Origin of the sequence: Pseudescherichia sp. L3, assembly GCF_024656065.1 — a bacterium.
In the GTDB taxonomy this organism is placed as follows: Bacteria; Pseudomonadota; Gammaproteobacteria; order Enterobacterales; family Enterobacteriaceae; genus Pseudescherichia.
Map to the genome: position 1 here is coordinate 606,865 of NZ_JANKYC010000002.1, position 21,837 is coordinate 628,701.

A 21,837-nucleotide genomic window follows, 5' to 3' on the forward strand; every position below is an offset into this window, starting at 1 on the left:
GCAAGCGTGAGCGCCGCCGGGCGTTTTCCTCCCCCTACGCCGCCCGCTCGTCGCGCCTCGCCAGCACCTCCGGCAGGTTCAGCTCGATCCAGTCGGCGAGCGCGGCCACCTTCTCGCTCACCTCTTCACCCAGCGGCGTCAGGCTGTACTCAACGTGCGGCGGCACGACCGGATAAGCCACCCGGTTGATAAAGCCGTCCTGCTCCAGCCACTGCAGGGTTTGCGCCAGCATCTTCTCGCTGACGCCGCCCATCTTGCGGCGCAGATCGCTAAAGCGATGCGTACCGTCGCGCAGGGCCACCATCACCAGCACGCCCCAGCGGCTGGTCAGGTGTTTAAGCACATCCCGGGAGGGGCACTGCTCGGCGAACAGGTTTCCTTCGCGCAGTCGTTCACTCAGCGTTTGAGGCGTAGTCGCCATTTTCATACTTACCTTTTTGTACGTACTTACTAAAAGTTAGTTAGAGTGCTAGTGTGCCATAACTCACTACCCACAAGAAGGAAAATTCCATGATTGCAATTACCGGCGCAACCGGCCACCTGGGCCAGCTCACCCTTACCGAACTGCTGAAAACCGTTCCCGCCAGCCAGCTGGTGGCCATCGTGCGTAACCCAGCGAAAGCCGAAACCCTGGCTCAACAGGGCGTTATTGTGCGCCAGGCCGAGTATGGTGACCAGGCAGCGCTCACCGCCGCCCTGGAGGGCGTTGATAAGCTGCTGCTGATCTCTTCTAGCGAAGTGGGCCAGCGCGCGGTTCAGCACCGCAACGTTATCGATGCAGCGAAGGCGGCAGGCGTAAAATTCATTGCCTACACCAGTCTGCTGCATGCCGATCGATCTCCGCTGGGCCTGCACGTTGAGCACGTGGATACCGAGCAGTATCTGGCGGCCTCTGGCATTCCCTACGCCCTGCTGCGTAACGGCTGGTATAGCGAAAACTATCTGGCCAGCGCCCCGGCGGCGTTAGCGCACGGCGTATTCATCGGCTCCGCCGGCGAGGGCAAAATCGCCTCCGCCACCCGTGGTGACTATGCGGCAGCGGCGGCTAAAGTCATCAGTAGTGAAGGCCACGCGGGCAAGGTGTACGAGCTGGCGGGCGACGAGTCCTGGACTCTCAGCGAGCTGGCGGCCGAGCTCAGCAAGCAGAGCGGCAAACCGGTGGTTTATCAAAACCTGAGCGAAGCCGACTTTGCTGCTGCCCTGAAAGGCGCAGGCCTGCCGGAGGCGTTTGCTAACCTGCTGGCGGACTCTGACGCGGGTGCGGCAAAAGGCGGCCTGTTTGACAGCAGCCGCACGCTGAGCACGCTGATTGGCCGCCCTACCACGCCGATTCGCGACAGCATTCGTGCAATCGTCTGACGTTACAGCGTCGTTAATTTTTGTGGCATCCCGGCGGGTCATTCCTGATAATGAAGCGATGACCCGCGTGGAGAGAGCCAGTGCAAGGTGTACCGGAGCAGTTCAGCGATGAGAGAGACAGCGCCCGCTTTCGCCATCTGGCGCAGCTTCCTGGCGTGGAGCTTTATCATGCGCATATCTCCCGCTACGCCTTTGAACCTCATACTCACGAAGCCTTTGGCATCGGCACTATAGAGGCCGGCGCAGAGCGTTTTCGCTATCGCGGCGCACAGCATGTCGCCCCGGCTCGCTCGGTCGTCACCATGAACCCTGATGAACTTCACACCGGCGAGGCGGCAGCCGACGACGGCTGGCGATACCGAATGATCTACCTTGAGCCGGATCTGCTGGAGCAGGTGACCGGTATCCGCCACTGGTGGTTCGCCGACGCGACCCGCTACGATCCGCTCCGCTCCCGGCAAATCTGTACCCTGATCCACAGCCTCTGGCACAGCGACGATGCGCTGGCGCAGCAGGGGCTGCTGCTGGATCTGATTGATACCTTTCGCCCGCTGGCCCGCCATGCGCCCGCTCTGGCAGAGGGTGCCCACCGTTTTGAGCGCGTTCGCGACTACCTGCACGACAACTATATGCACTCCCTGACGCTAGACGAGCTGGCGCAGGTCGTCTCGTTGAGTCCATACCACTTTCAGCGCCAGTTTAAAGCTCACTTCCACGTCACGCCACACCAGATGCTGATGGCGATCCGCCTCTGGCGGGCGAAAGATTTTCTTACCCACGGCATGCCCGCTGCCGAGGTTGCGGCCGTTACCGGCCTGACCGATCAGTCGCACCTCACTCGCACTTTTACCCGCCGCTACGGCATTACCCCGGTGCGCTATCAGAAACAGGTGGCCCGGCGCTAATGCGCAATCTCGTACAATACGCCTGCATTGGGTCTCTCTACACTGCGTGCTGGTTCAAATGAGGTAGATGAGAAAATGATTAGCGGCGTGCTGTATGCCCTGCTTGCAGGCTTAATGTGGGGATTGATTTTTGTCGGGCCGTTGATTGTGCCAGAGTACCCGGCGCTGTTGCAGTCGATGGGGCGCTACCTGGCGCTGGGGCTGATCGCCGTGCCGCTGGCGTGGCTCGGGCGTAAACGCCTGCAAAAGCTAACCCGCCGGGACTGGCTCACCGCGCTGGCACTGACCCTGATGGGCAACCTGGTCTATTACGCCTGCCTGGCAAGCGCCATTCAACGTACCGGCGCGCCTGTCTCCACCATGATTATCGGCACGCTGCCGGTGGTGATCCCGGTTTTTGCCAACCTGCTCTACAGCCATCGCGATGGCAAGCTGGCCTGGTCGAAGATGGTGCCCGCGCTCGTGTGTATCGCTATTGGCCTGGCATGCGTGAACGTCGCCGAACTGCAGCACGGTGTGGCAAATATGGACGGATGGCGCTACGTCTCTGGTATTCTGCTTGCCGCTATCTCAGTGGTCTGCTGGGCGTGGTATGCGCTGCGCAACGCCCGCTGGCTGCGGGAGAATCCGGATAAAAACCCGATGATGTGGGCCACGGCGCAGGCGCTGGTGACCCTGCCCGTCTCGCTGATTGGCTACGTCGCGGTATGCGGCTGGTTAAAACTGGATCGGCCTGACTTTGCGCTGCCGTTTGGACCGCGCCCTTGGGTATTCATTGGATTAATGGTGGCGATCGCCGTGCTCTGCTCGTGGGTGGGTGCGCTGTGCTGGAATATCGCCAGCCAGAAGCTGCCGACGGTGATTTTAGGTCCGCTGATTGTCTTCGAAACATTAGCAGGACTGCTCTATACCTTCCTGCTGCGCCAAAGCCTGCCGCCCGTGCTGACCGCATCCGGTATTCTGCTGCTGGTCGTGGGTGTCACGCTGGCCGTAAGGGGAAAACCGGTGCAGTAGGCCGGGCAAACGCAGTGCCGCCCGGCACGTTATCAGAATATTAGCGGCTGCCTTCACGAGCGATCTTAAACACCGCTACTGCCTCGCTCAGGCGGGCAGACTGCTCCTCCAGCGCGGCGGCGGCGGCGGCAGACTCCTGCACCAGCGAGGCGTTCTGCTGGGTTACGCGGTCCATCTCTGCTACCGCCTGGCCGACCTGATCGATACCACGGCTCTGCTCATCAGAAGCAGAGGCAATTTCGCCCATGATGTCGGTCACACGGGTGACGGCGCTAACAATCTCTGCCATGGTCTCCCCGGCCTGATTCACCAGCGCAGAGCCTGCGTCAACGCGGTCGCCAGAGTCATCAATCAGGCCTTTAATCTCTTTCGCCGCCTGGGCGCTGCGTTGGGCAAGGGTACGTACCTCGCCGGCGACAACGGCAAAGCCCCGGCCCTGCTCACCAGCACGAGCCGCTTCTACCGCTGCGTTCAGCGCCAGGATGTTGGTCTGGAAAGCAATTCCGTCAATCACGTTGGTGATCTGGGCAATCTTATGGGAGCTGGTGGCGATCTCATCCATCGTCCGCACCACGCTCTCTACGACGCTGCCGCCTCTCTTCGCGGTAGAGGAGGCATCCAGCGCCAGACGGGAAGCCTGACGAGCGTTGTCGGCATTCTGCTTCACGGTCGCCGTCAGCTGCTCCATGCTGGCCGCCGTCTCTTCCAGAGAGGCCGCCTGCTGTTCGGTACGGGAAGAGAGATCGTTGCTGCCGGTGGAGATCTCGCTCGCCCCGGTATAGATCACGTCAGCTCCGCCACGCACCACGCCAACCGTGTTCGCCAGCGCCGTCTGCATCTCCTTCACGTTATGCGCCAGCAGCGCCATTTCGTTTTTGCCTTCGGCAGCAATCGGCCGGGTCAGATCGCCTGCGGCGATAGCGCGGATGTGACCGAGCACCTCATCCAGCGGCTGGAGCAGCACGCGGCGCATCGCAATCCAGCTGGTAATAATCACGGCGATCACCACCAGCATGATGGCTGAGAGGATCCACAGAATACGTTTGTAGTCGCTCTCGTTATCTTTCACGCCTTTGCTGGCCAGATCTGCCTGCGCCTGACGCCATTCACGGTATACCGCCTGCATCGCTTTCTGTTTCTGCTCGGCGTTCTGTTTGAACATTCCAGCCAGATCGCCCTGCGCCAGCAGGGTATTCATCTGGGTCAGGGTCGTAGAGTAGTTGCGATACTGCTCTTCCAGACGGTCAGCCATGCGCTCATCCATTCCCGGGGTTTCCGGCAGCGCATAGTATTTGTCGTAATGGTCCTTCGCCTCTGCCAGCAGGTTTTTCGCGATGGTGACCAGCTCGCTGAGCTGCCCGCCGTTAATCTGGCTTGCCTCGCTGCTTTGCAGACGCAGCATGCCCCGGTTGAGGGTCACGCGGGCCTGGTTCAGGCTAATCCATGCGTCGGTAAACTCGGCCACGTTCTGGCTGGAGAGCTGAGAAACATTGAAATTATCTTTATCGTTATTGAGCGCGGTAATGAACACGCTGGCTGAGATCAGCTGCATGACGCCTAGCGCCAGCAGGACTGAAATCAACAGGGTAATGACTTTCATACGTTTAAACATATATTGCCTTTTAGGATGCAGGATATTGTCTGGCCTGTATCTATCGGCAGTCGTGGCCGCTTCTTGAACAAAATTGTGAAGTACATCTCATTTTTACCCCTGCCGCTAAAGGGTTATAGCGCCTTTCTAAAGATGTATTTAAAATACATCTTATTATTTACACATCGAGGTAACTGCTATGGCCTTTCGCGATCAATCTTTAGGTGAGCTGGCGCTCTCTATCCCTCGGGCCTCGGCCCTGTTCCGTCAGTACGATATGGACTACTGCTGCGGCGGTAAGCAGACGCTGGCCCGTGCAGCCCAGCGTAAAGCGCTAAACGTTGAAGAAATCGAGGCCGCGCTGACGAAGCTGGCCGAGCAGCCGGTGGACAAAGAGTGGCGCGTGGCCCCGCTGGCCGAGATTATCGATCATATCATCGTCCGCTATCACGACAGGCACCGCGAGCAGCTGCCGGAGCTGATCCTTCAGGCCACTAAGGTTGAGCGCGTACACGCCGATAAACCGAACGTGCCGCGCGGGTTGGCCAAATACCTGACCATGCTGCATGAGGAGCTCACTAATCACATGATGAAAGAGGAGCGGATCCTCTTTCCCATGATCAAACAGGGTCAGGGCAGCCATGCGGCGGGACCAGTTAGCGTAATGGAGAGCGAGCATGATGAGGCGGGCGAGCTGCTGGAGGTGATCAAGCACACCACTCATAACGTAACGCCGCCGCCGGAGGCCTGCACAACGTGGAAAGCGATGTATAACGGGATTAACGAGCTGATTGACGATCTGATGGAGCACATCAGCCTGGAGAATAACGTGCTCTTCCCGCGTGCGCTAGCGGGGGAGTAAACCTTGTATTGCCCGGCGGCGCTACGCCTGCCGGGCCTACAGACTCTGTTATTTGCGGAAACTCTCTACGCGCTTCTTGCCGACTAGCAGCCAGAACGCCCCCAGCACCACAAACCACAGCGGCGTAACGATCAGCGCCTGACGGGTATCCTCTTCCAGGGTCAGCAGCACCAGCACAAAGGCGAAGAACGCCATGCATACCCAGCACATGACCTTGCCCAGCGGCATCTTATAGATGGACTTCGCGTGCAGCTCCGGACGGCGCTTACGGTAGACCAGATACGAGCAGAGAATAATGGTCCAGACGAACATAAACAGGATCGCCGACACGGTGGTGATCATGGTGAACGCTTCAATCACGCTCGGGTTAACGTAGAGGATCACCACGCCGCCCAGCAGGCAGATGCAGGAGAAGGTCAGGCCGGTTGCCGGTACGGCGCGCTTCGACAGCTTGCCGAAGCTCTTTGGTGCCACGCCGTCCTGGGCCAGGCCAAACAGCATCCGGCTGGTGGAGAAGACGCCGCTGTTCGCCGAAGAGGCTGCCGAGGTCAGCACCACAAAGTTGATGATGCTCGCCGCCGCTGGCAGACCCACCAGCACAAACAGCTCCACAAACGGGCTTTTGTTCGGTACTACGGAGCTCCACGGCGTCACGGACATGATCACAATCAGCGCGAAGACGTAGAACATAATGATACGGATAGGGATAGAGTTAATCGCGCGCGGCAGTGACTTCTCTGGATCCTTCGTTTCCGCCGCCGTGGTGCCCACCAGCTCGATACCGACAAAGGCAAAGACCGCAATCTGGAAGCCAGCAAAGAAGCCGCTCAGCCCTTTCGGGAACCAGCCGCCGTCATCCCACAGGTGGGTAAAAGAGGCCTCAACGCCGGTAGGCGACTGGAAGTTCATCATGACCATTACCACGCCGACGATAATCAGCGACACGATGGCGACGATTTTAATCATCGCAAACCAGAACTCCATCTCGCCGAACAGCTTCACCGTCGCCAGGTTAAGGCTCAACAGCAGCCCAATCACCGCCAGCGAGGCTACCCAGTCCGACAGGCCAGGGAACCAGAACTGGGCGTAGGCGGTGATGGCCACTACGTCCGCCATACCGGTCACTACCCAGCAGAACCAGTAGGTCCAGCCGGTAAAGTAGCCCGCCCACGGGCCAAGCAGATCGGCGGCAAAGTCGCTGAACGACTTGTACTCAAGGTTCGACAGCAGCAGCTCGCCCATGGCGCGCATCACGAAAAAGAGCATAAAGCCGATGATCATATACACAAATATGATCGACGGGCCGGCAAGACTGATTGTTTTACCCGATCCCATAAACAGCCCGGTACCGATGGCACCCCCAATGGCAATAAGCTGAATATGACGGTTAGTGAGATGACGCCGTAGCGACGGCTCGGCCGGGGCCTGCTCGTCGGTAGCGACTTTGATTTGATCTACCATGTGTTTATTTCCTGTACCTGTCTGTGTTGTTGAGGCTCTTCTGGCCTTTCATTGCTGACGCGCAGGGCGCCTGAATGTGGACTCATCGATATTAGGTAAGAATCGGAGGGATGAACACTGCGATTTAAAAGCAATGTTACACTTATGTTAAAAATGAGTGTGATATCACAACCCTAACTTGATTTGGCTCACAAAAATACACGCAAAAAAAGCATTTGCAAGATTAAGTATCGACATTTATGTAAAGCGTGGAGGATATGCGGAGGTGTGGCTTCCTCCCCCCGTTTGGGGAGAGGAATCGTTTAGCGGCGTTACAGGATTTCCAGCAGCTCGACTTCAAACACCAGGGTGCTGAACGGCGGGATTGATGCGCCCGCGCCACGTTCGCCGTAGGCCAGGTTCTGCGGAATGGTCAGCTCCCACTTAGAGCCTACCGGCATCAGGGTCAGCGCTTCGATCCAGCCTGGGATCACGCCGTTAACCGGAAACTCAGCCGGCTCGCCACGGGCGACGGAGCTGTCAAAGACTGAACCGTCCGTCAGCTTACCGGTGTAGTGCACGCGCACGCGGTCGGTACGCGCCGGGATAGCGCCCTCGCCCTGCTTGATCACGCGGAACTGCAGGCCAGATTCGGTGCTGTTCACGCCTTCACGCTCGCGGTTCTCGTCCAGATACTTCACGCCCTCTTCAGCCATCGCGGCAAAACGCTCGCGACGCACCGCATCGGCACGCTCGTGAATTTCACGCAGCGCACGATGAACAACATCCACCGGCACAGCAGGCTGTTTACCTGCCAGCGCGTCGGCAATACCGGCAACCAGCGCTTCCGGCAGCAGGCCCTGGAGGCCAGACTCGCTCAGCTGCTGGCCTACCTGCAGGCCGATACCGTAACTTGCCTGTGCTTCGATAGTGTCAAACGTCGGGGTTGTCATGGGTTTTCCTTTCATCGTATTAAAAGTAGCGGGCAGCATAGCAGCCACGCCGCACCGGGTAAAACTTTGTCGCAGGGAGGGTGACAAATCGCAGCGAAAAAGAAACAATAGAGAGGGGTAAGATTATTCCCGATCCCAGGTCACGAAAGAGCGCTTTACTACGCGAGTCAGGCAGTTAGCAATCTATACTCAGTGATACAGGAAAATAACGACGCGGAGCAGGAGGAAAGCCATGCCCGGGCGATTTGCACTGAAACCGACTCTGGCGAAAATCTGGTACGCGCCGGATAACTTTCGCATTATGGATCCGCTGCCCCCTGCGCACCGTCGCGGCATCATCATTGCGGCGCTGCTTGTAGTCATCGGCCTTTTGCTACCTTCCGGGGACAGCGGCGATGATGCGCCCGTCAGGCGCGACGCGCAGCTGGATATCGCCCCTTCCCAGCCGTCCACCAACGCCCAGCCGCAGCTAGCGCCTACGGTGAGCGATCCCCAGCTGGTTGCACCGGTGGCCCCGGAGCCGATCCAGGAGCAGGAGCAGCCGGAAGAGACGCAGCCGCAGCCGACACAGAACAGTGTCGTGCAGCCTTTCCAGGAGTCAGGGGGTATCGATCAGCAGTGGCGGACCTATCGCATCGCATCGGGTCAAACCCTGGCCCAGCTGTTCCGCGATCATAACCTGCCAGCAACGGATGTTTACGCGATGGCACAGGTCGAGGGCAACGGCAAGCCGCTCAGCACGCTGCAAACCGGTCAGGTGGTGAAGATCCGCCAGAACGCCAGCGGTGTGGTTACCGGCCTGACGATTGAAACCGGCGATGGCGACGTGCTGTTTACCCGCCAGGCCAACGGCAGCTTTATCCGCGCCCGCTAATATTATGCCCAGTAGCACGGATGCTTAATGGGGCGATCTCTGTTGTAGGCCGGATAAGCGAAGCGCCATCCGGCGTTTTCCCGATTCATGCTTTGGGTTTATTAACCCACCAGATCCCCGAGCAGACCAGCACCAGCGCAATGGCGTATTTCATCTCCAGGATATTCTCCCCAAGGAAGATCGCCGACAGCACCGTGCCCGCCACCGGGACGACAAAGTTAAACGGCGCAATCATGCTGACGCGGTTGTACTTCAGCAGAACGCTCCACAGGGCAAAGGCGATGGATGAGAGCAGCGTCAGATAGCCGAGGAGCACCGCCGCCTTCATGCTATGCACCGCCAGCGTGCCGCCGGTAAGATAGCCCCCCAGCACCAATACCCCACCGCCAAACGCCAGCTGCCAGCCGGTCATTACCGTTGGATCGACGGTTTGCGAGATGCGTTTACCATACAGCATCGAGGCCGACAGTATAAACGCCGCCAGTACCACAAAACCGTCCCCCATCATGCTAAAGCTGAAATCCAGCAGCGAAGGGTTGACGTTCACCAGCATCACCCCGGCAAAGCCCAGCACGCAGCCGATGCTCTTGTTGTAGCTGAGCCTGTCATTTTTATAGATAAGGTGGGCCAGCAGCACGCTGAAGAAGGTGCCCGTGGCGTTCATGATTGAGCCTTTCACCCCGGTGGTAAACGCGAGGCCGATATAGAAGAAGATGTACTGAATCGAGGTTTGCGTTAGACCGAGAATAGCGATCTGCCCATACTGGCGCTGGCTGAGCCGGGCGATGGGTTTGCGCTGCGCCATGGCAAACAGCAGCAGCAGAACACCGGCAAACAGAAAGCGATAGCCAGCAAAGACGATCTTCGAGGGGATATCGTCGGTGGCGATAGCAAAGAGTTCATAGCCGCTCTTAATGGCGGGATAGGAGCTGCCCCAGAGCAGACAGCAGAGCGTAGCCCCGGCGTAGGCGACGTTTCTACGGGCGAAAACCGGTACTGAAGAGACTGTTTCCATTTCCTCACCAAAATTAAAATCGTGTTTTGATTTATTATCAGTGAAGGGGTGAGGAATTGATACCCAGCACCGTTGGGAGTGTCGGCGGGGTCGCAAAAAGCAAAACGCCTGCACGAGGCAGGCGTTTCGGTGTTATCTCAAACGAGAGTCGCAGATTACTCAGCAACCACGTTGATGATAACTTTAGCAAACACTTCGCTGTGAACCTGGAAGTCCACTTCGTGCTCACCGGTAGTACGCAGAACGCCGTTCGGCAGGCGAACTTCGCTCTTAGCTACGTCAACGCCAGCTGCAGTTACAGCATCAGCGATGTCGCGAGTACCGATGGAACCGAACAGTTTACCTTCGTCGCCTGCTTTAGACGCGATGGTAACGGTGCCCAGTGCGTTGATTTTCTCAGCGCGAGCTTCAGCAGCGGTCAGAACGTCAGCCAGTTTAGCTTCCAGTTCAGCACGGCGTGCTTCGAAGAATTCAACGTTTTTCTTGGTAGCAGGAACAGCTTTGCCCTGTGGTACCAGGAAGTTACGAGCGTAGCCCGCTTTAACGTTAACCTGGTCACCCAGGCTACCGAGGTTTGCTACTTTATCAAGCAGAATAACTTGCATTACCTTATCCTCTCAAAGTCGTATTAATGGACCGTGCCCGATTACTGATGACGATCAGTGTACGGCAGCAGGGACAGGTAGCGAGCGCGTTTGATAGCGCGAGCCAGCTGACGCTGGTATTTTGCACGGGTACCGGTGATACGGCTTGGGACAATCTTACCGCTTTCGGTGATGTAGTTTTTCAGCGTTGCGATATCTTTATAGTCGATCTCTTGAACGCCTTCCGCGGTGAAACGGCAGAACTTGCGACGACGGAAATAACGTGCCATTTGGCTAGTCTCCAGAATCTATCAATTCAATCTGCTCGGCATGCAGAACCAGTTTGCTCAGGCCATTCTTTGCCTTATGGCAGCTAATGAACCCCTGCACGGTAACTGCGCTACCGACCGTTATACTGTGAGTAATGGCCTGGTTCTCTTGCCCGCTGATTATTACAGGCATTTGACACCACGCCTGCCGGTGAAAACCGGCTTCCTCCTGCACAGAGCGGTGCTCAAGCACGAACTGGCAGTGAGGTATTCCTGATGGGCTGACCTTGCGAAGGGGCATCCTGCACACGGTGCCGGACAACACCAGACGGTTGGTCATCAGAAATTACTCTTCAGAATCCCCAGCATCTTCAGCATCTGCGGTTTCGTTAGCGAAATCATCGCGACGCTCACGGCGCTCGTCTTTCGCTTTAACCATCGGAGATGCTTCAGTAACAGCGTTTTTGGTACGCATAACCATGCTGCGGATAACGGCATCGTTGAAGCGGAAGTTAGTTTCCAGCTCATCGATCGCTTCCTGCGGCGCTTCAACGTTCAGCAGAACGTAGTGTGCTTTGTGCAGTTTGTTGATCGGATAAGCCAGCTGACGGCGGCCCCAGTCTTCCAGACGGTGGATCGTGCCTTCTGCTGCAGTAATAGCACCAGTGTAACGCTCGATCATGCCCGGAACCTGTTCGCTCTGGTCAGGATGGACCATAAAAACGATTTCGTAATGACGCATCGAATTGCTCCTTACGGATTATTCAGCCTCCTGTCAGGGTCAGCCGCGGCCCATGGAAGCAAGGAACGTGTTTGAAAGGCGGCTGAAAAATTGACGCGTAATCATACTTGCGAAGCCTGACGAACTCAAGGTGATTGCACAAATAATTCGCACAAAGCGTAAAGCGCCCTTTTCTGGCGAGGCTAAGCTTGGTCAATCAGCATTGCGGTGAATTTTTGCACAACTTTTTTGCGCAACTACAACAGAAACGATCGCGGTGAGTTTGCCCGCCAGGACATACACTTTATATAAGCCCGAACGCGAGTGAGGAACGTCTCCTCTACGATCGCGCATCAGAGAGTTGTTGATGGGTGAGTTGGGGTGCAATATGATGAAAAGAATCACTATTTTGTTACTGACCGCGTTGCTGCTGAGTACCAGCGCAACGGCGGGCATCTATGTCGATCCGCATCCGGAACGTAATATGGATGACGTGATGAGCTTAGGCGTAGTATATATAAACCACAATCACGCCGCTGACGGCGAAGCCGACCAGCCCCCAACGCAACAGAGCGAGGCACACGCTGCAAAGGACTAAAACCGAATACCGCTCCTCGACGCTGAGTCGTATTCCGCAAGGCGTCTGGGTTCTCGGCGGCGTTAGCCTGCTTATGGATGTCTCATCAGAGATGATCCACAGCCTGCTGCCGCTGTTTATGGCCACCACCCTCGGTGCCAGCGTGATTATTATCGGCATCATTGAGGGGCTAGCCGAAGCCACCGCCCTGATTATTAAAGTCTTTTCTGGCGTGCTCAGCGACTACCTTGGTAAACGCAAAGGGCTGGCCATGCTCGGCTACGGCCTTGGCGCATTAAGCAAGCCACTCTTCGCCCTCGCAGGCTCATCGGGCATGATTCTTACTGCGCGGATGATCGACCGCGTCGGCAAAGGCATTCGCGGTGCGCCGCGGGATGCGCTGGTGGCCGACGTTACACCGCCGGAGATCCGCGGCGCGGCTTACGGACTACGTCAGTCGCTGGATACCGTGGGCGCCTTTCTCGGGCCGCTGCTGGCGGTGGCGCTGATGTTTCTCTGGCACAACGATTTTCAGGCTATCTTCTGGGTGGCGGTTATTCCGGGCGTCATGTCCATCGCCCTGCTCTGGTTTGGCCTGAGCGAGCCAAAGACCCCCGTTGCCCATAAGCGTACTAACCCGCTGCGCCGGGAGAGCCTAAAACAGCTTAGTCCCGCCTACTGGTGGGTCGTGGGCTTAGGAGCCATCTTTACCCTTGCACGCTTTAGCGAGGCGTTTCTTGTTCTGCGCGCCAATCAGATGGAGATTCCGCTTTTCGCTATCCCACTGGTCATGGTCGCCATGAATCTGGTCTACAGCGTGACGGCCTATCCGTTTGGCAAGCTCTCAGACCGCATGAGCCATAGCGGCCTGTTACAAGCCGGGCTGCTGGTACTTATTGCCGCTGACATCACCCTGGCACTCAGCCAGCACTGGAGTACGCTGCTGATCGGCGTTGGCCTGTGGGGGATCCATATGGGTATGACCCAGGGCCTGCTGGCTGCCATGATCGCCCACACCGCCCCGTCGGCGCTGCGCGGGACCGCCTTTGGCATGTTTAATCTCATTAGCGGCATCGCGATGCTGCTGGCCAGCACCGGCGCGGGCATTCTGTGGGAGACACTGGGCGCTGCCTCCACCTTCTACGCGGGGGCCATCATCTGCGTGATTACGCTGCTGGGTATGCGGCTCACTCCTGCGGCATACCAGCAGCATTAAGCACGTTTACTTCTGCCCACTACTTTTGCCCACTACTTTTGCCCATAGTAGGCGTGTGCGCCATGCTTACGCATAAAGTGTTTATCCATCAGATAGCCATCGATGGGCTTCAGACCAGGGTTGATGCTGCGTGCGATCCACGCCATCCGCGCCACCTCCTCCATCACTACCGCGTTGTGCACCGCATCGTGCGCATCTTTGCCCCAGGCAAAGGGACCGTGCTGATACACCACCACGCCTGGGGTATGCAGCGGCTCGCCCTCCTTCAGCGTTTCGATAATCACCCTGCCTGTGTTCAGCTCATACTCACCCTGCACCTCCTGCTCGGTTAACGCCCGCGTGCAGGGGATATCTCCCAGGAAGTAGTCTGCATGGGTAGTGCCCAGCGCCGGGATCGCCAGCCCGGCCTGCGCCCAGGCGGTGGCGTGCGTGGAGTGGGTATGCACCACCCCGCCGAGGGAGGGATAGCGGCGATAGAGCGCCAGATGGGTAGCGGTATCGGAAGAGGGTCGCAATGTGCCCTCCACAACGTCGCCTTGCAGATCCACTATTACGATATCGTCAGCCTTCAGCGCGTCATAGGACACGCCGCTGGGCTTGATGGCCACCAGCCCACGCGCTCTGTCGATGGCGCTGACGTTACCCCAGGTAAAGGTCACCAGGCCGTAGCGCGGCAGATCCAGATTGGCGGCTAAAACCTGCTGTTTAAGCTGCTGCATGGCCATCCTCCAGCAGTCCGGCGCGCGCCATACGCTCGCATACCCATGCCCGCGCCGCGGCCACCTCCTGAAGCGGATCGGCCGCCGTCTCGCTCCACATCTCGATCAAATAAGGCCCGCAATAGCCGCTCTCTTTCAGCGTGCGGAAGCAGCGTTCAAAATCCACCACGCCGCTGCCGAAGGGAACGTTTTTAAAGACGCCGGGTTGCGTATCCTTCACGTGCACCGCCACGATATGCCCGCTGCCCGCCCGCAGCTCCATCTGCACGTCGTTGTCCCATGCCGAGAGGTTGCCGATATCCGGATAGAGCTGGAACCAAGGGTTGTTCAGGTAGTGGGTATAGCCAAGCGCTTTGCTGATAGAGTTCATCAGGGGGTAGTCCATGATCTCCATCGCCAGCGTGACCTGCGCACGGCTGGCCATCTCGACGCTCTCCTTCAAACCATCGCGAAAACGGCGGCGCGTCTCGTCGTTGGCCTGCTGATAGTAGACGTCATAGCCCGCCAGCTGGATCACGCGGATACCGACGTCCTGCGCCAGCTGAATGGCGCGACGCATAATCTCCAGCCCCTGGGTGCGCACCGCGTCATCTTCACTGCCCAGCGGAAAGCGGCGATGGGCGCTCAGGCACATGGAGGGAACCCGCACCCCGGTGTCGGCAACCGCTTTTACCAGCGCCAGACGCTGCTCCTGGCTCCAGCTCAGCCGAGCCAGCCGGGCGTCGGTTTCGTCGATCGACATTTCAACAAAGTCGAAGCCCAGCGTTTTCGCCAGAGTAAGACGTTCGTACCAGCACTCCCCAGCAGGGAGCGCTTTTTCATAGATGCCAAGCGGCACAGTTTTCGACAGCATAGCCGCTCCTTAACCCCACAGCTGGGCGATTGAGCGTTTAAACTGCCGCGCGGCCTGCACCGGATCGGCAGCGTCGCGGATGCTGCGCCCGGCGATAAACACGTGGATGGGAATGCCCTTAAACAGCGGCAGATCTTCCAGCGCCAGACCGCCGGTGACGGTGACCTTAAAGCCCATGTCCGCCAGGCGTTTGATCGCGCTGATATCCGCCTCGCCCCAGGCAACGCCCGCCGCCTGCGCATCACGGCTGCGGTGGTAGACTACCTGCTGAATGCCCGCTTCCCGCCAGGCCTGCGCCTGCTCCCACGTCCAGAAGCCGGTCAGCTCGATCTGCACATCGCCGTTAAACTCGTGGGCGACGTCGAGCGCGCCTTTGGCGGTGTTGATATCCGCACAGCAGATCACCGTGACCCAGTCGGCTTTGGCCTCAAAGCACATACGCGAGAGGATCTTCCCGGCATCGGCAATTTTAGCGTCGGCCAGCACAATTTTATGTGGATAGAGCGCCTTAAGATCGCGTACTGCACGTACCCCTTCCCCTACGCAGAGGATGGTACCCACTTCAATAATATCTACCTCTTCCGCAATCAGCCGTGTAGTGGCATAAGCATCGGCGAGGGTCTGGTTATCCAGCGCGACCTGTAACATCGGTAATGGCATCGTCGTCTTCCTTTTAAACTGCCGCCGCAGTGGCGTTATCAATTAAATCAAGAACCTCCTGCTCGGTACGGCAGGCACGTAAGCGATCAAAATTGGCTTCATCATCAAATAAATTAACGATCTGCATGATGCCGACCTCCTGATGGGTATTGGCATCGACGGCCGCCATCGTGATCAGGATATCGACCGGGTCGTTATCGTCGTGGTTAAACGCCAGCGGCTTCTTCAGGGTCACCAGGGCAAAACCCGTTTTTTTGACGCCCTCCTCCGGGCGGCCATGGGGCATGGCCAGCCCTGGGGCGATCACAAAATAGGGACCAAACTGCTCGACGCCGTCGAGAATGGCCTGGTAATAGTGCGGCTCCACCACGTCGGCAGCCACCAGCAGGTCGACACCTATTTTTACGGCGTCTTGCCAGGTTTCAGCTTCTGCCTGCAAACGAATAGAGTGGTTCTGTGCCAGCGAATCACGTAGTTTCATGAGGTGTCCTTACTTCACATCCTGCGGGAAGTGCTCTTTGATCACCTCCAGCAGCTTCGGGCCGAAATCAGCAGGCGACAGCATGTTGCGTACGCCAACCACATACTTATTGCCGGAAACGGAAATTTCACCGGCGATATGGGTAGAGGCAATGATGATGTCCGCGCCGTTCAGTTCACTTTTATATTCCCCTACTGCGCAGCTGTTCACCGTGTGATCAATATTTGCCTCGGTTAAAAACTGATCCACTTTCATTTTCATGATCATGGAGCTGCCTTGCCCATTACCACATACAGCCAGAATACGTACGGTCATAACCAAAACTCCTTATAAAGCAGACTGTTTTGTCAGTTGTTTTTCTGCATCTTCTTCAGCACGCAGCGAGCGTCCTGCGAAGAACATATAGGCCAGCGCAATAAGCAAAATGACGGCCATAAAAGCGATACCGATTGAGAAGAAGCCCTGCATCATTGGCGGTGCCAGAATTGACCAATCCGCCATGCCCATCCAGGCGCTCATACCTGTAAGCTTCACCGCCCACACGCAGCCGAAGATTTCAATCATCCCCATAACCAGGCAGATTTTTAGCGCCGCGCGCCAGCCGCCAAAGTGGTTGGCAAAGACGCCAATGGTGGCGTTTGAGAAGAACATCGGAATAAAGCCTGGAATGATCAGGATGGACGAGCCGCAGCCCACCAGGATGCCAACCGCGATCAGCTGGCCGAGGGTGCCCCATATAAAGCCCCACACCACCGCGTTCGGCGCGAAGCTATAGATTGCCGCACAGTCAATCGCCAGCACGGCGCCAGGGATCAACCGCTGGGAGATACCGTTAAACGCCTCAGAGAGCTCGGCGACAAACATGCGCACGCCCTGAGTGATGATGAAGATGGCAACTGCGAAGGAGAAACCGGTTTGCAGGATATAGATAGTCCAGTGAGTTTTACCCGCCATCGCCTGAACCACGTCGGTGCCGAAGGAGAGCAGAATGGCGCCAAAGAAAATCGTCATCACAATGGCCGTTGAGACGATGTTGTCATGGAAGATATTCAGCCAGCCCGGCAGCTTAAGATCCTCAACGCTCTCCTCTTTTTTGCCCAAATAGGGGGCAACTTTATAGGCAATCCAGGAGGCGAACTGCTGCTGATGACCGATGGAGAAACCACAGCCGTCGGTGACCTCCTGGGTCGGCTTGTACATCATGTTCGAGGTGATCCCCCAGTAGAGGGAGACCAGCACGGCGGTAGAGATAATGGTGGTCCACATCGGATAGCCAAAGATATAGAAGGAGACCGCGATCAACCCCGCCTGCTGAAACATGATGTGGCCAGTCAGCATAATGGTGCGGATACCGGTGATGCGCCGGAAAAGGACGTAAATAATATTTAGCGCCAGCGCCAACAGCACCGCATAACCCACCCAGCTGTAGGCATCTCCCATGCGGTCGATAGTGGCCATCATAGAGGCGTAGGTATCAGAGATGGCACCGTTAATGCCGTAGACCTCTGACATTTTGGCTACGACCGGTTTAAAGGTGCTGGTAAGGATCCCGGATCCGGCCTGTAGAAGCATAAAACCGACGATCGTTTTGATCGTGCCCTTGATAATAACGCTCACGCTTTTACGCAACAGCATATAGCCCAGGCAGGTGACAATGCCCAGCAGCAGCGGGGCGTTGGTCATGACCTGGTTAAAGAACACGGTAAAGAGGGTGTAGAGGGTCTCCATAACGCTCTCCAGAGAGTGAATGTAGCGGATCTTGCGACCCATCACAGAGTGTGCCACTACTCTACCCATCAGAAATAATCACAAAAAGATTGAATATGATTATTTGTGATACGCCACGCAATTTATTTCCCTACATTACATACGACAATAAATGTATGTATATAATAATCATTAAAATCAGTTATTTAATTAACAAATGGCATATTTAAAGCAGGATTGGCGTCGGAACGTCTTATCTTGACGCTTTTTTTAAGCCACATTTTTCCGTTGCGCTGTTGATAAAACGGTGACAACATAAATCAAAAGTAATCATAAAATGATTTATATTGACTACCTGTAAGGAGTAGCGCGATGAGTAAAGTGGAGACCATTACCCGTGAATCCTGGATCCTGAGTACCTTTCCAGAGTGGGGTAGCTGGCTAAATGAAGAGATTGAGCAGGAGCGCGTCGCTCCTGGCACCTTTGCTATGTGGTGGCTGGGCTGCACCGGGATCTGGCTTAAATCAGAGGGCAGCACTAACGTCTGTGTCGATCTCTGGTGTGGTACGGGTAAGCAGAGCCATGGCAACCCGCTGATGAAAAAGGGCCATCAGATGCAGCGCATGGCTGGCGTGAAAAAGCTTCAGCCAAACCTGCGCACCACGCCGTTTGTGCTCGATCCTTTTGCTATCCGTGAGATCGACGCCGTACTGGCCACACACGATCACAACGATCATATCGACGTTAACGTCGCCGCCGCCGTGATGCAGAACTGCGCCAGCGACGTACCCTTTATCGGGCCGCAAACCTGCGTCGATCTGTGGGTCGGCTGGGGCGTGCCCCGGGAGCGCTGCATCGTCGTGAAACCCGGTGACGTGGTGAAGGTGAAGGATATTGAGATCCACGCCCTGGATGCCTTCGACCGTACGGCGCTGATCACCCTACCGGTGGATCAAAAAGCCGCAGGCGTGTTGCCGGACGGCATGGATCTGCGCGCCGTAAACTATCTGTTCAAGACCCCGGGCGGCTCCCTGTACCACAGCGGCGACTCCCACTACTCCAACTACTATGCGAAGCATGGCAACGAGCATCAGATAGACGTTGCGCTGGGATCCTACGGCGAGAACCCGCGCGGCATTACCGATAAGATGACCAGCGCCGATATCCTGCGCATGGCGGAAGCGCTGAACAGCAAAGTGGTTATTCCGTTCCATCACGATATCTGGTCAAACTTCCAGGCCGATCCGCAGGAGATCCGTGTCCTGTGGGAGATGAAAAAAGATCGCCTGAAGTATGGCTTTAAGCCCTTTATCTGGCAGCCGGGCGGCAAGTTCACCTGGCCGCTGGACAAGGATAACTTTGAGTTCCACTTCCCACGCGGGTTTGACGACTGCTTTACCTGCGAGCCTGACCTGCCGTTTAAATCCTTCCTGTAAAGCGCAGAGCGTGCCGGCTAAGCCCGGCACTTTTTCGCTGTAGGCTTAGTAATTCACGACTATTTCAAATAATATCGTAAAAAATCATGTTTAATCGGCATAGCTCATGACGGAAGCGCAACGACACCAAATTTTACTTGAACAGCTGGCGCAGACCGGGTTTGTGACCGTAGAGCAGGTCATTGACCGGCTTGGCGTCTCTCCCGCTACGGCGCGTCGCGACATTAATAAACTTGATGAGAGCGGCAGGCTAAAAAAGGTCCGCAACGGCGCAGAGGCCATCATTAGCCAGCAGCGACCGCGCTGGTCGCCAATGAACATCCATCAGGCGCAGCATCTTGATGAGAAAATGCGTATCGCTAAAGCGGCGGCGATGCTGGTCAGCGCGGGCGAAAGCGTGGTGATCAACTGCGGTTCAACGGCCTTTTTACTGGGCCGTGAAATGTGCGGCAGGCCGATCCAGATCATCACTAACTACCTGCCACTGGCGAACTACCTGATCGATCAGGAGCACGAGAGCGTGGTGATCATGGGCGGGCAGTACAACAAGAGCCAGTCCATTACCCTGAGCCCGCAGGGCAGCGAAAACAGCCTCTATGCCGGGCACTGGATGTTTACCAGCGGCATCGGTCTGACCGCCGACGGCCTCTATAAAACCGATATGCTGACGGCGATGGCCGAACAGAAGATGCTTAACGTTGTGGGCAAGCTGGTGGTGCTGGTGGACAGCAGCAAGGTCGGCGAGCGCGCCGGAATGCTCTTTAGCCGCGCTGACCAGATCGATATCGTGATCACCGGCAAGCAGGCCAGCCCGGAGATTGTTAAGCAGCTTGAGGCGCAGGGCGTTAAGGTGATGCGTGTTTAAAGATGCGCATTAAAGAAGCCTATTGCCGCCTCCAGTGCCGCTGGGGTGATGCGATGGCGAACCCCCGCCTCCCAGCGGCAGGTAAGATGCCGATCCAGGCCTGCATCCTGTAGCGCCCGATGCAGGCGGTACGATTCAGCCGCCGGGACGACGTCATCGTCTTCACCGTGCCACAGCAGCAGCGGACGGGAAGCAAGCTGTGCCAAACGATCCGCCACGTCCCAGTCGGCCAGCGGGGCGACAATCTCGCTAAGCTCCGCGGCCGTCTCTGCGCGCGGGGGGAACAGCGTTTGGGAAAGTGAGGTAAAGTAGCCGGATCCCATCAGGCTGGCGACGCACACCAGCTCTGGGTGATGCGACATCAGGCCAAGCGCCGTCATGCCACCCATTGACGCGCCGCCCACCGCCAGACGCTCCTCTGCAACCCAGCCTTCATGCGCCAGCGCATCCCGCAGCGCCGGAAACTCATCAAAGTTGCTCTGTAGGATCTGCCAGAACTGACCCAGCCGCGCCTGCTCGTCACCGTTAAAACGTGCTCCGTGATCGCGCGCATCGGGCATCACGACCCGAAAACCTGCCTGCGCCAGCGCAACGGCGAAGTAGCTGTAAACCAGCTTTGATGAGCCAAAGCCGTGATAAAACACCACCGTAGGCAGGGGAACGGTGAGTTTTCCGGTGGGTGCGGCGTGCAGGATCTCAATGCCTGCCAGCTGGCGCGTTTCAAGTTCAATCATGGCGATCTCCTGATAAAGCCCTTGGTATGCCACGTCCCCCTGCTCTACGCAAGCCGCTGCCGCTGCGCGTACAAGAAAACAGTGAGAAGTACATTACGCTTTCGCATTATTTACAGCGGAAAATAGCGTGAGAGCTAACAAAATGGGAACATTCTCCATAAGGTTATTAAAGGAAGCACTACACTATCGCTAACGGGACAGGGCTAACGGGAAATGAGGGAAAGCTATGCATCGGTTTACACCACTTTTTTTAGCGCTGAGCCTCAGCGGCTGTAGCATGCTGCAAAATACGCCGCATCCGGCCCCGCCAGTGAGCGACCAGCCGCAGGAGATTAGCCGCAACCAGACGGCGGGTCTGCAAAAGATGGAGACCATTAGCGTGATGGTGCGTGGATCGCCGATGGACGTCGAGTCGGAAATCAAAGCCAAAGCGGCGGCCATGAAGGCGGACTACTATGTCATTCTCTTAGATGATGAAACGGTGGTCCCCGGCCAGCGATATGGACAGGCTATTTTGTATCGTCAGTAATGGCTCATTGTTTTTTAAAGGATATTTACACTGCTTTGCGTCCGTAGACTTTTTCCCGCTTACAATCATTCAGGGTCGGTCAGGAACATGTAAAAGGAGCGGATTTATGAAACGATCTCTTGCTTTAACGTCGCTGCTGCTTTCCGTCGGTTTAGTGAGCACCACCGCGCAGTCTGCAGAGTTTGCCAGCGCCGATTGTGTGACTGGCCTGAATGAGATTGGCCTTATTTCCGTGAGCAACGTCTCCGGCAGCGTACAGGATGTTGAGCGTGCCATTGCCCTGAAAGCCGACGAACAGGGCGCGTCCTGGTACCGCATCATCAAAATGGATGAGGTGCAGAGTGCCAATAGCTGGCAGGCACAGGCGATCCTCTACGCCTAAGCCCGTTCGGTTTGATCACATTGTAAGCTGGCCCCCTAAAAACGGTGGCTACTCATTTTGTTGCTTTTTAATTACCATATTGTGAGTGTG

At 56.9% G+C, this 21,837-nt stretch carries 27 protein-coding genes; 11 read left to right on the forward strand and 16 right to left on the reverse strand.

Going from position 1 to position 21,837, the window contains the following annotated elements; all coding sequences use genetic code 11:
- Positions 1–34: 34 nt before the first annotated feature.
- Entirely contained in the window at positions 35–421 is a 387-nt protein-coding gene (locus NR795_RS14405; protein ID WP_144816519.1) for a helix-turn-helix domain-containing protein, read from the reverse strand.
- Positions 422–510: 89 nt separating this feature from the next.
- Here NR795_RS14405 and NR795_RS14410 point away from each other — a divergent pair, with 89 nt between their 5' ends.
- From NR795_RS14410 to NR795_RS14420, 3 genes are all read left to right on the forward strand, one after another.
- Positions 511–1,359, forward strand: a complete 849-nt coding sequence (locus NR795_RS14410; RefSeq protein ID WP_257758579.1) for an SDR family oxidoreductase — start codon at positions 511–513, stop codon at positions 1,357–1,359.
- Between the two features lie 80 nt (positions 1,360–1,439).
- Positions 1,440–2,264, forward strand: a complete 825-nt coding sequence (locus NR795_RS14415; RefSeq protein ID WP_257758580.1) for an AraC family transcriptional regulator — start codon at positions 1,440–1,442, stop codon at positions 2,262–2,264.
- Positions 2,265–2,339: 75 nt separating this feature from the next.
- On the forward strand, positions 2,340–3,278 hold the full coding sequence (locus NR795_RS14420) for a DMT family transporter (RefSeq protein WP_257758581.1): 939 nt from the start codon (positions 2,340–2,342) through the stop codon (positions 3,276–3,278).
- A 40-nt stretch (positions 3,279–3,318) separates the two neighbouring features.
- On the opposite strand, the gene NR795_RS14425 is transcribed toward NR795_RS14420, so the two are convergent.
- Entirely contained in the window at positions 3,319–4,890 is a 1,572-nt protein-coding gene (locus NR795_RS14425; protein WP_144816527.1) for a methyl-accepting chemotaxis protein, read from the reverse strand.
- Positions 4,891–5,068: 178 nt separating this feature from the next.
- Between NR795_RS14425 and ytfE the strand changes: the two genes are divergently transcribed.
- Entirely contained in the window at positions 5,069–5,731 is a 663-nt protein-coding gene (gene ytfE / locus NR795_RS14430; RefSeq protein ID WP_257758582.1) for an iron-sulfur cluster repair protein YtfE, read from the forward strand.
- A 48-nt stretch (positions 5,732–5,779) separates the two neighbouring features.
- Here ytfE and cycA read toward each other — a convergent pair whose 3' ends face one another.
- Together cycA and fklB are read right to left on the reverse strand one after the other, a co-directional pair.
- Positions 5,780–7,192 carry a D-serine/D-alanine/glycine transporter gene (gene cycA, locus NR795_RS14435; RefSeq protein WP_144816531.1) on the reverse strand — a complete coding sequence of 471 codons (1,413 nt, stop codon included), beginning with the start codon at positions 7,190–7,192 and terminating at the stop codon, positions 5,780–5,782.
- Between the two features lie 311 nt (positions 7,193–7,503).
- Positions 7,504–8,124: an FKBP-type peptidyl-prolyl cis-trans isomerase gene (gene fklB / locus NR795_RS14440; RefSeq protein WP_042388474.1), complete on the reverse strand. Its 621-nt coding sequence runs from the start codon at positions 8,122–8,124 to the stop codon at positions 7,504–7,506.
- Positions 8,125–8,356: 232 nt separating this feature from the next.
- On the opposite strand from fklB, the gene NR795_RS14445 reads away from it, so the two are divergent.
- Positions 8,357–8,998, forward strand: a complete 642-nt coding sequence (locus tag NR795_RS14445; RefSeq protein ID WP_144816533.1) for a LysM-like peptidoglycan-binding domain-containing protein — start codon at positions 8,357–8,359, stop codon at positions 8,996–8,998.
- An 85-nt stretch (positions 8,999–9,083) separates the two neighbouring features.
- Here NR795_RS14445 and NR795_RS14450 read toward each other — a convergent pair whose 3' ends face one another.
- The 5 genes from NR795_RS14450 to rpsF all read right to left on the reverse strand — a co-directional run bounded on the left by NR795_RS14450 (position 9,084) and on the right by rpsF (position 11,608).
- Positions 9,084–10,013: a DMT family transporter gene (locus NR795_RS14450; RefSeq protein ID WP_257758583.1), complete on the reverse strand. Its 930-nt coding sequence runs from the start codon at positions 10,011–10,013 to the stop codon at positions 9,084–9,086.
- A gap of 155 nt (positions 10,014–10,168) precedes the next feature.
- Positions 10,169–10,618, reverse strand: a complete 450-nt coding sequence (rplI, locus tag NR795_RS14455) for a 50S ribosomal protein L9 (protein ID WP_042388480.1) — start codon at positions 10,616–10,618, stop codon at positions 10,169–10,171.
- A 41-nt stretch (positions 10,619–10,659) separates the two neighbouring features.
- Positions 10,660–10,887, reverse strand: coding sequence for a 30S ribosomal protein S18 (gene rpsR / locus NR795_RS14460; protein WP_000135199.1), 228 nt, complete (start codon positions 10,885–10,887; stop codon positions 10,660–10,662).
- A gap of 4 nt (positions 10,888–10,891) precedes the next feature.
- A complete protein-coding gene (gene priB / locus NR795_RS14465) occupies positions 10,892–11,206 on the reverse strand; it encodes a primosomal replication protein N (RefSeq protein ID WP_042388482.1) in 315 nt (104 codons plus the stop codon).
- 6 nt (positions 11,207–11,212) lie between these two features.
- Positions 11,213–11,608 carry a 30S ribosomal protein S6 gene (gene rpsF, locus NR795_RS14470; protein ID WP_042388484.1) on the reverse strand — a complete coding sequence of 132 codons (396 nt, stop codon included), beginning with the start codon at positions 11,606–11,608 and terminating at the stop codon, positions 11,213–11,215.
- 367 nt (positions 11,609–11,975) lie between these two features.
- Here rpsF and NR795_RS14475 point away from each other — a divergent pair, with 367 nt between their 5' ends.
- Positions 11,976–12,185, forward strand: a complete 210-nt coding sequence (locus tag NR795_RS14475) for a hypothetical protein (protein ID WP_257758584.1) — start codon at positions 11,976–11,978, stop codon at positions 12,183–12,185.
- Between the two features lie 73 nt (positions 12,186–12,258).
- Complete coding sequence (locus NR795_RS14480) at positions 12,259–13,380, forward strand: MFS transporter (RefSeq protein WP_257758585.1); 1,122 nt, start codon at positions 12,259–12,261, stop codon at positions 13,378–13,380.
- Between the two features lie 32 nt (positions 13,381–13,412).
- On the opposite strand, the gene NR795_RS14485 is transcribed toward NR795_RS14480, so the two are convergent.
- The 6 genes from NR795_RS14485 to ulaA are packed head-to-tail and all read right to left on the reverse strand — an operon-like array spanning position 13,413 to position 17,821.
- A complete protein-coding gene (locus NR795_RS14485) occupies positions 13,413–14,099 on the reverse strand; it encodes an L-ribulose-5-phosphate 4-epimerase (RefSeq protein WP_257758586.1) in 687 nt (228 codons plus the stop codon).
- Positions 14,086–14,952: an L-ribulose-5-phosphate 3-epimerase gene (locus NR795_RS14490; protein ID WP_144816541.1), complete on the reverse strand. Its 867-nt coding sequence runs from the start codon at positions 14,950–14,952 to the stop codon at positions 14,086–14,088. The genes NR795_RS14485 and NR795_RS14490 overlap by 14 nt, the downstream gene beginning before the upstream one ends.
- A 9-nt stretch (positions 14,953–14,961) precedes the next feature.
- The gene (locus NR795_RS14495; protein WP_257758587.1) at positions 14,962–15,612 is read right to left on the reverse strand and encodes a 3-keto-L-gulonate-6-phosphate decarboxylase UlaD; all 651 of its coding nucleotides are present in this window, start codon (positions 15,610–15,612) and stop codon (positions 14,962–14,964) included.
- Between the two features lie 13 nt (positions 15,613–15,625).
- Positions 15,626–16,093: a PTS ascorbate transporter subunit IIA gene (gene ulaC, locus NR795_RS14500; RefSeq protein ID WP_257758588.1), complete on the reverse strand. Its 468-nt coding sequence runs from the start codon at positions 16,091–16,093 to the stop codon at positions 15,626–15,628.
- Positions 16,094–16,102: 9 nt separating this feature from the next.
- On the reverse strand, positions 16,103–16,408 hold the full coding sequence (ulaB, locus tag NR795_RS14505) for a PTS ascorbate transporter subunit IIB (RefSeq protein ID WP_144816547.1): 306 nt from the start codon (positions 16,406–16,408) through the stop codon (positions 16,103–16,105).
- Positions 16,409–16,420: 12 nt separating this feature from the next.
- A complete protein-coding gene (gene ulaA, locus NR795_RS14510; protein ID WP_257758655.1) occupies positions 16,421–17,821 on the reverse strand; it encodes a PTS ascorbate transporter subunit IIC in 1,401 nt (466 codons plus the stop codon).
- A gap of 351 nt (positions 17,822–18,172) precedes the next feature.
- Here ulaA and ulaG point away from each other — a divergent pair, with 351 nt between their 5' ends.
- Positions 18,173–19,237, forward strand: coding sequence for an L-ascorbate 6-phosphate lactonase (ulaG, locus tag NR795_RS14515; protein WP_144816549.1), 1,065 nt, complete (start codon positions 18,173–18,175; stop codon positions 19,235–19,237).
- Positions 19,238–19,343: 106 nt separating this feature from the next.
- Positions 19,344–20,102, forward strand: coding sequence for an HTH-type transcriptional regulator UlaR (gene ulaR, locus NR795_RS14520; protein ID WP_257758589.1), 759 nt, complete (start codon positions 19,344–19,346; stop codon positions 20,100–20,102).
- Here ulaR and yjfP read toward each other — a convergent pair.
- The gene (yjfP, locus tag NR795_RS14525; RefSeq protein WP_257758590.1) at positions 20,099–20,836 is read right to left on the reverse strand and encodes an esterase; all 738 of its coding nucleotides are present in this window, start codon (positions 20,834–20,836) and stop codon (positions 20,099–20,101) included. The genes ulaR and yjfP overlap by 4 nt on opposite strands.
- A 226-nt stretch (positions 20,837–21,062) precedes the next feature.
- Between yjfP and bsmA the strand changes: the two genes are divergently transcribed.
- A complete protein-coding gene (gene bsmA / locus NR795_RS14530) occupies positions 21,063–21,365 on the forward strand; it encodes a biofilm peroxide resistance protein BsmA (RefSeq protein ID WP_144816558.1) in 303 nt (100 codons plus the stop codon).
- Positions 21,366–21,471: 106 nt separating this feature from the next.
- Positions 21,472–21,747 (forward strand): DUF1471 family protease activator YjfN, encoded by a 276-nt coding sequence (gene yjfN / locus NR795_RS14535; protein WP_042388511.1) that lies wholly within the window; start codon positions 21,472–21,474, stop codon positions 21,745–21,747.
- Positions 21,748–21,837 lie beyond the last annotated feature (90 nt).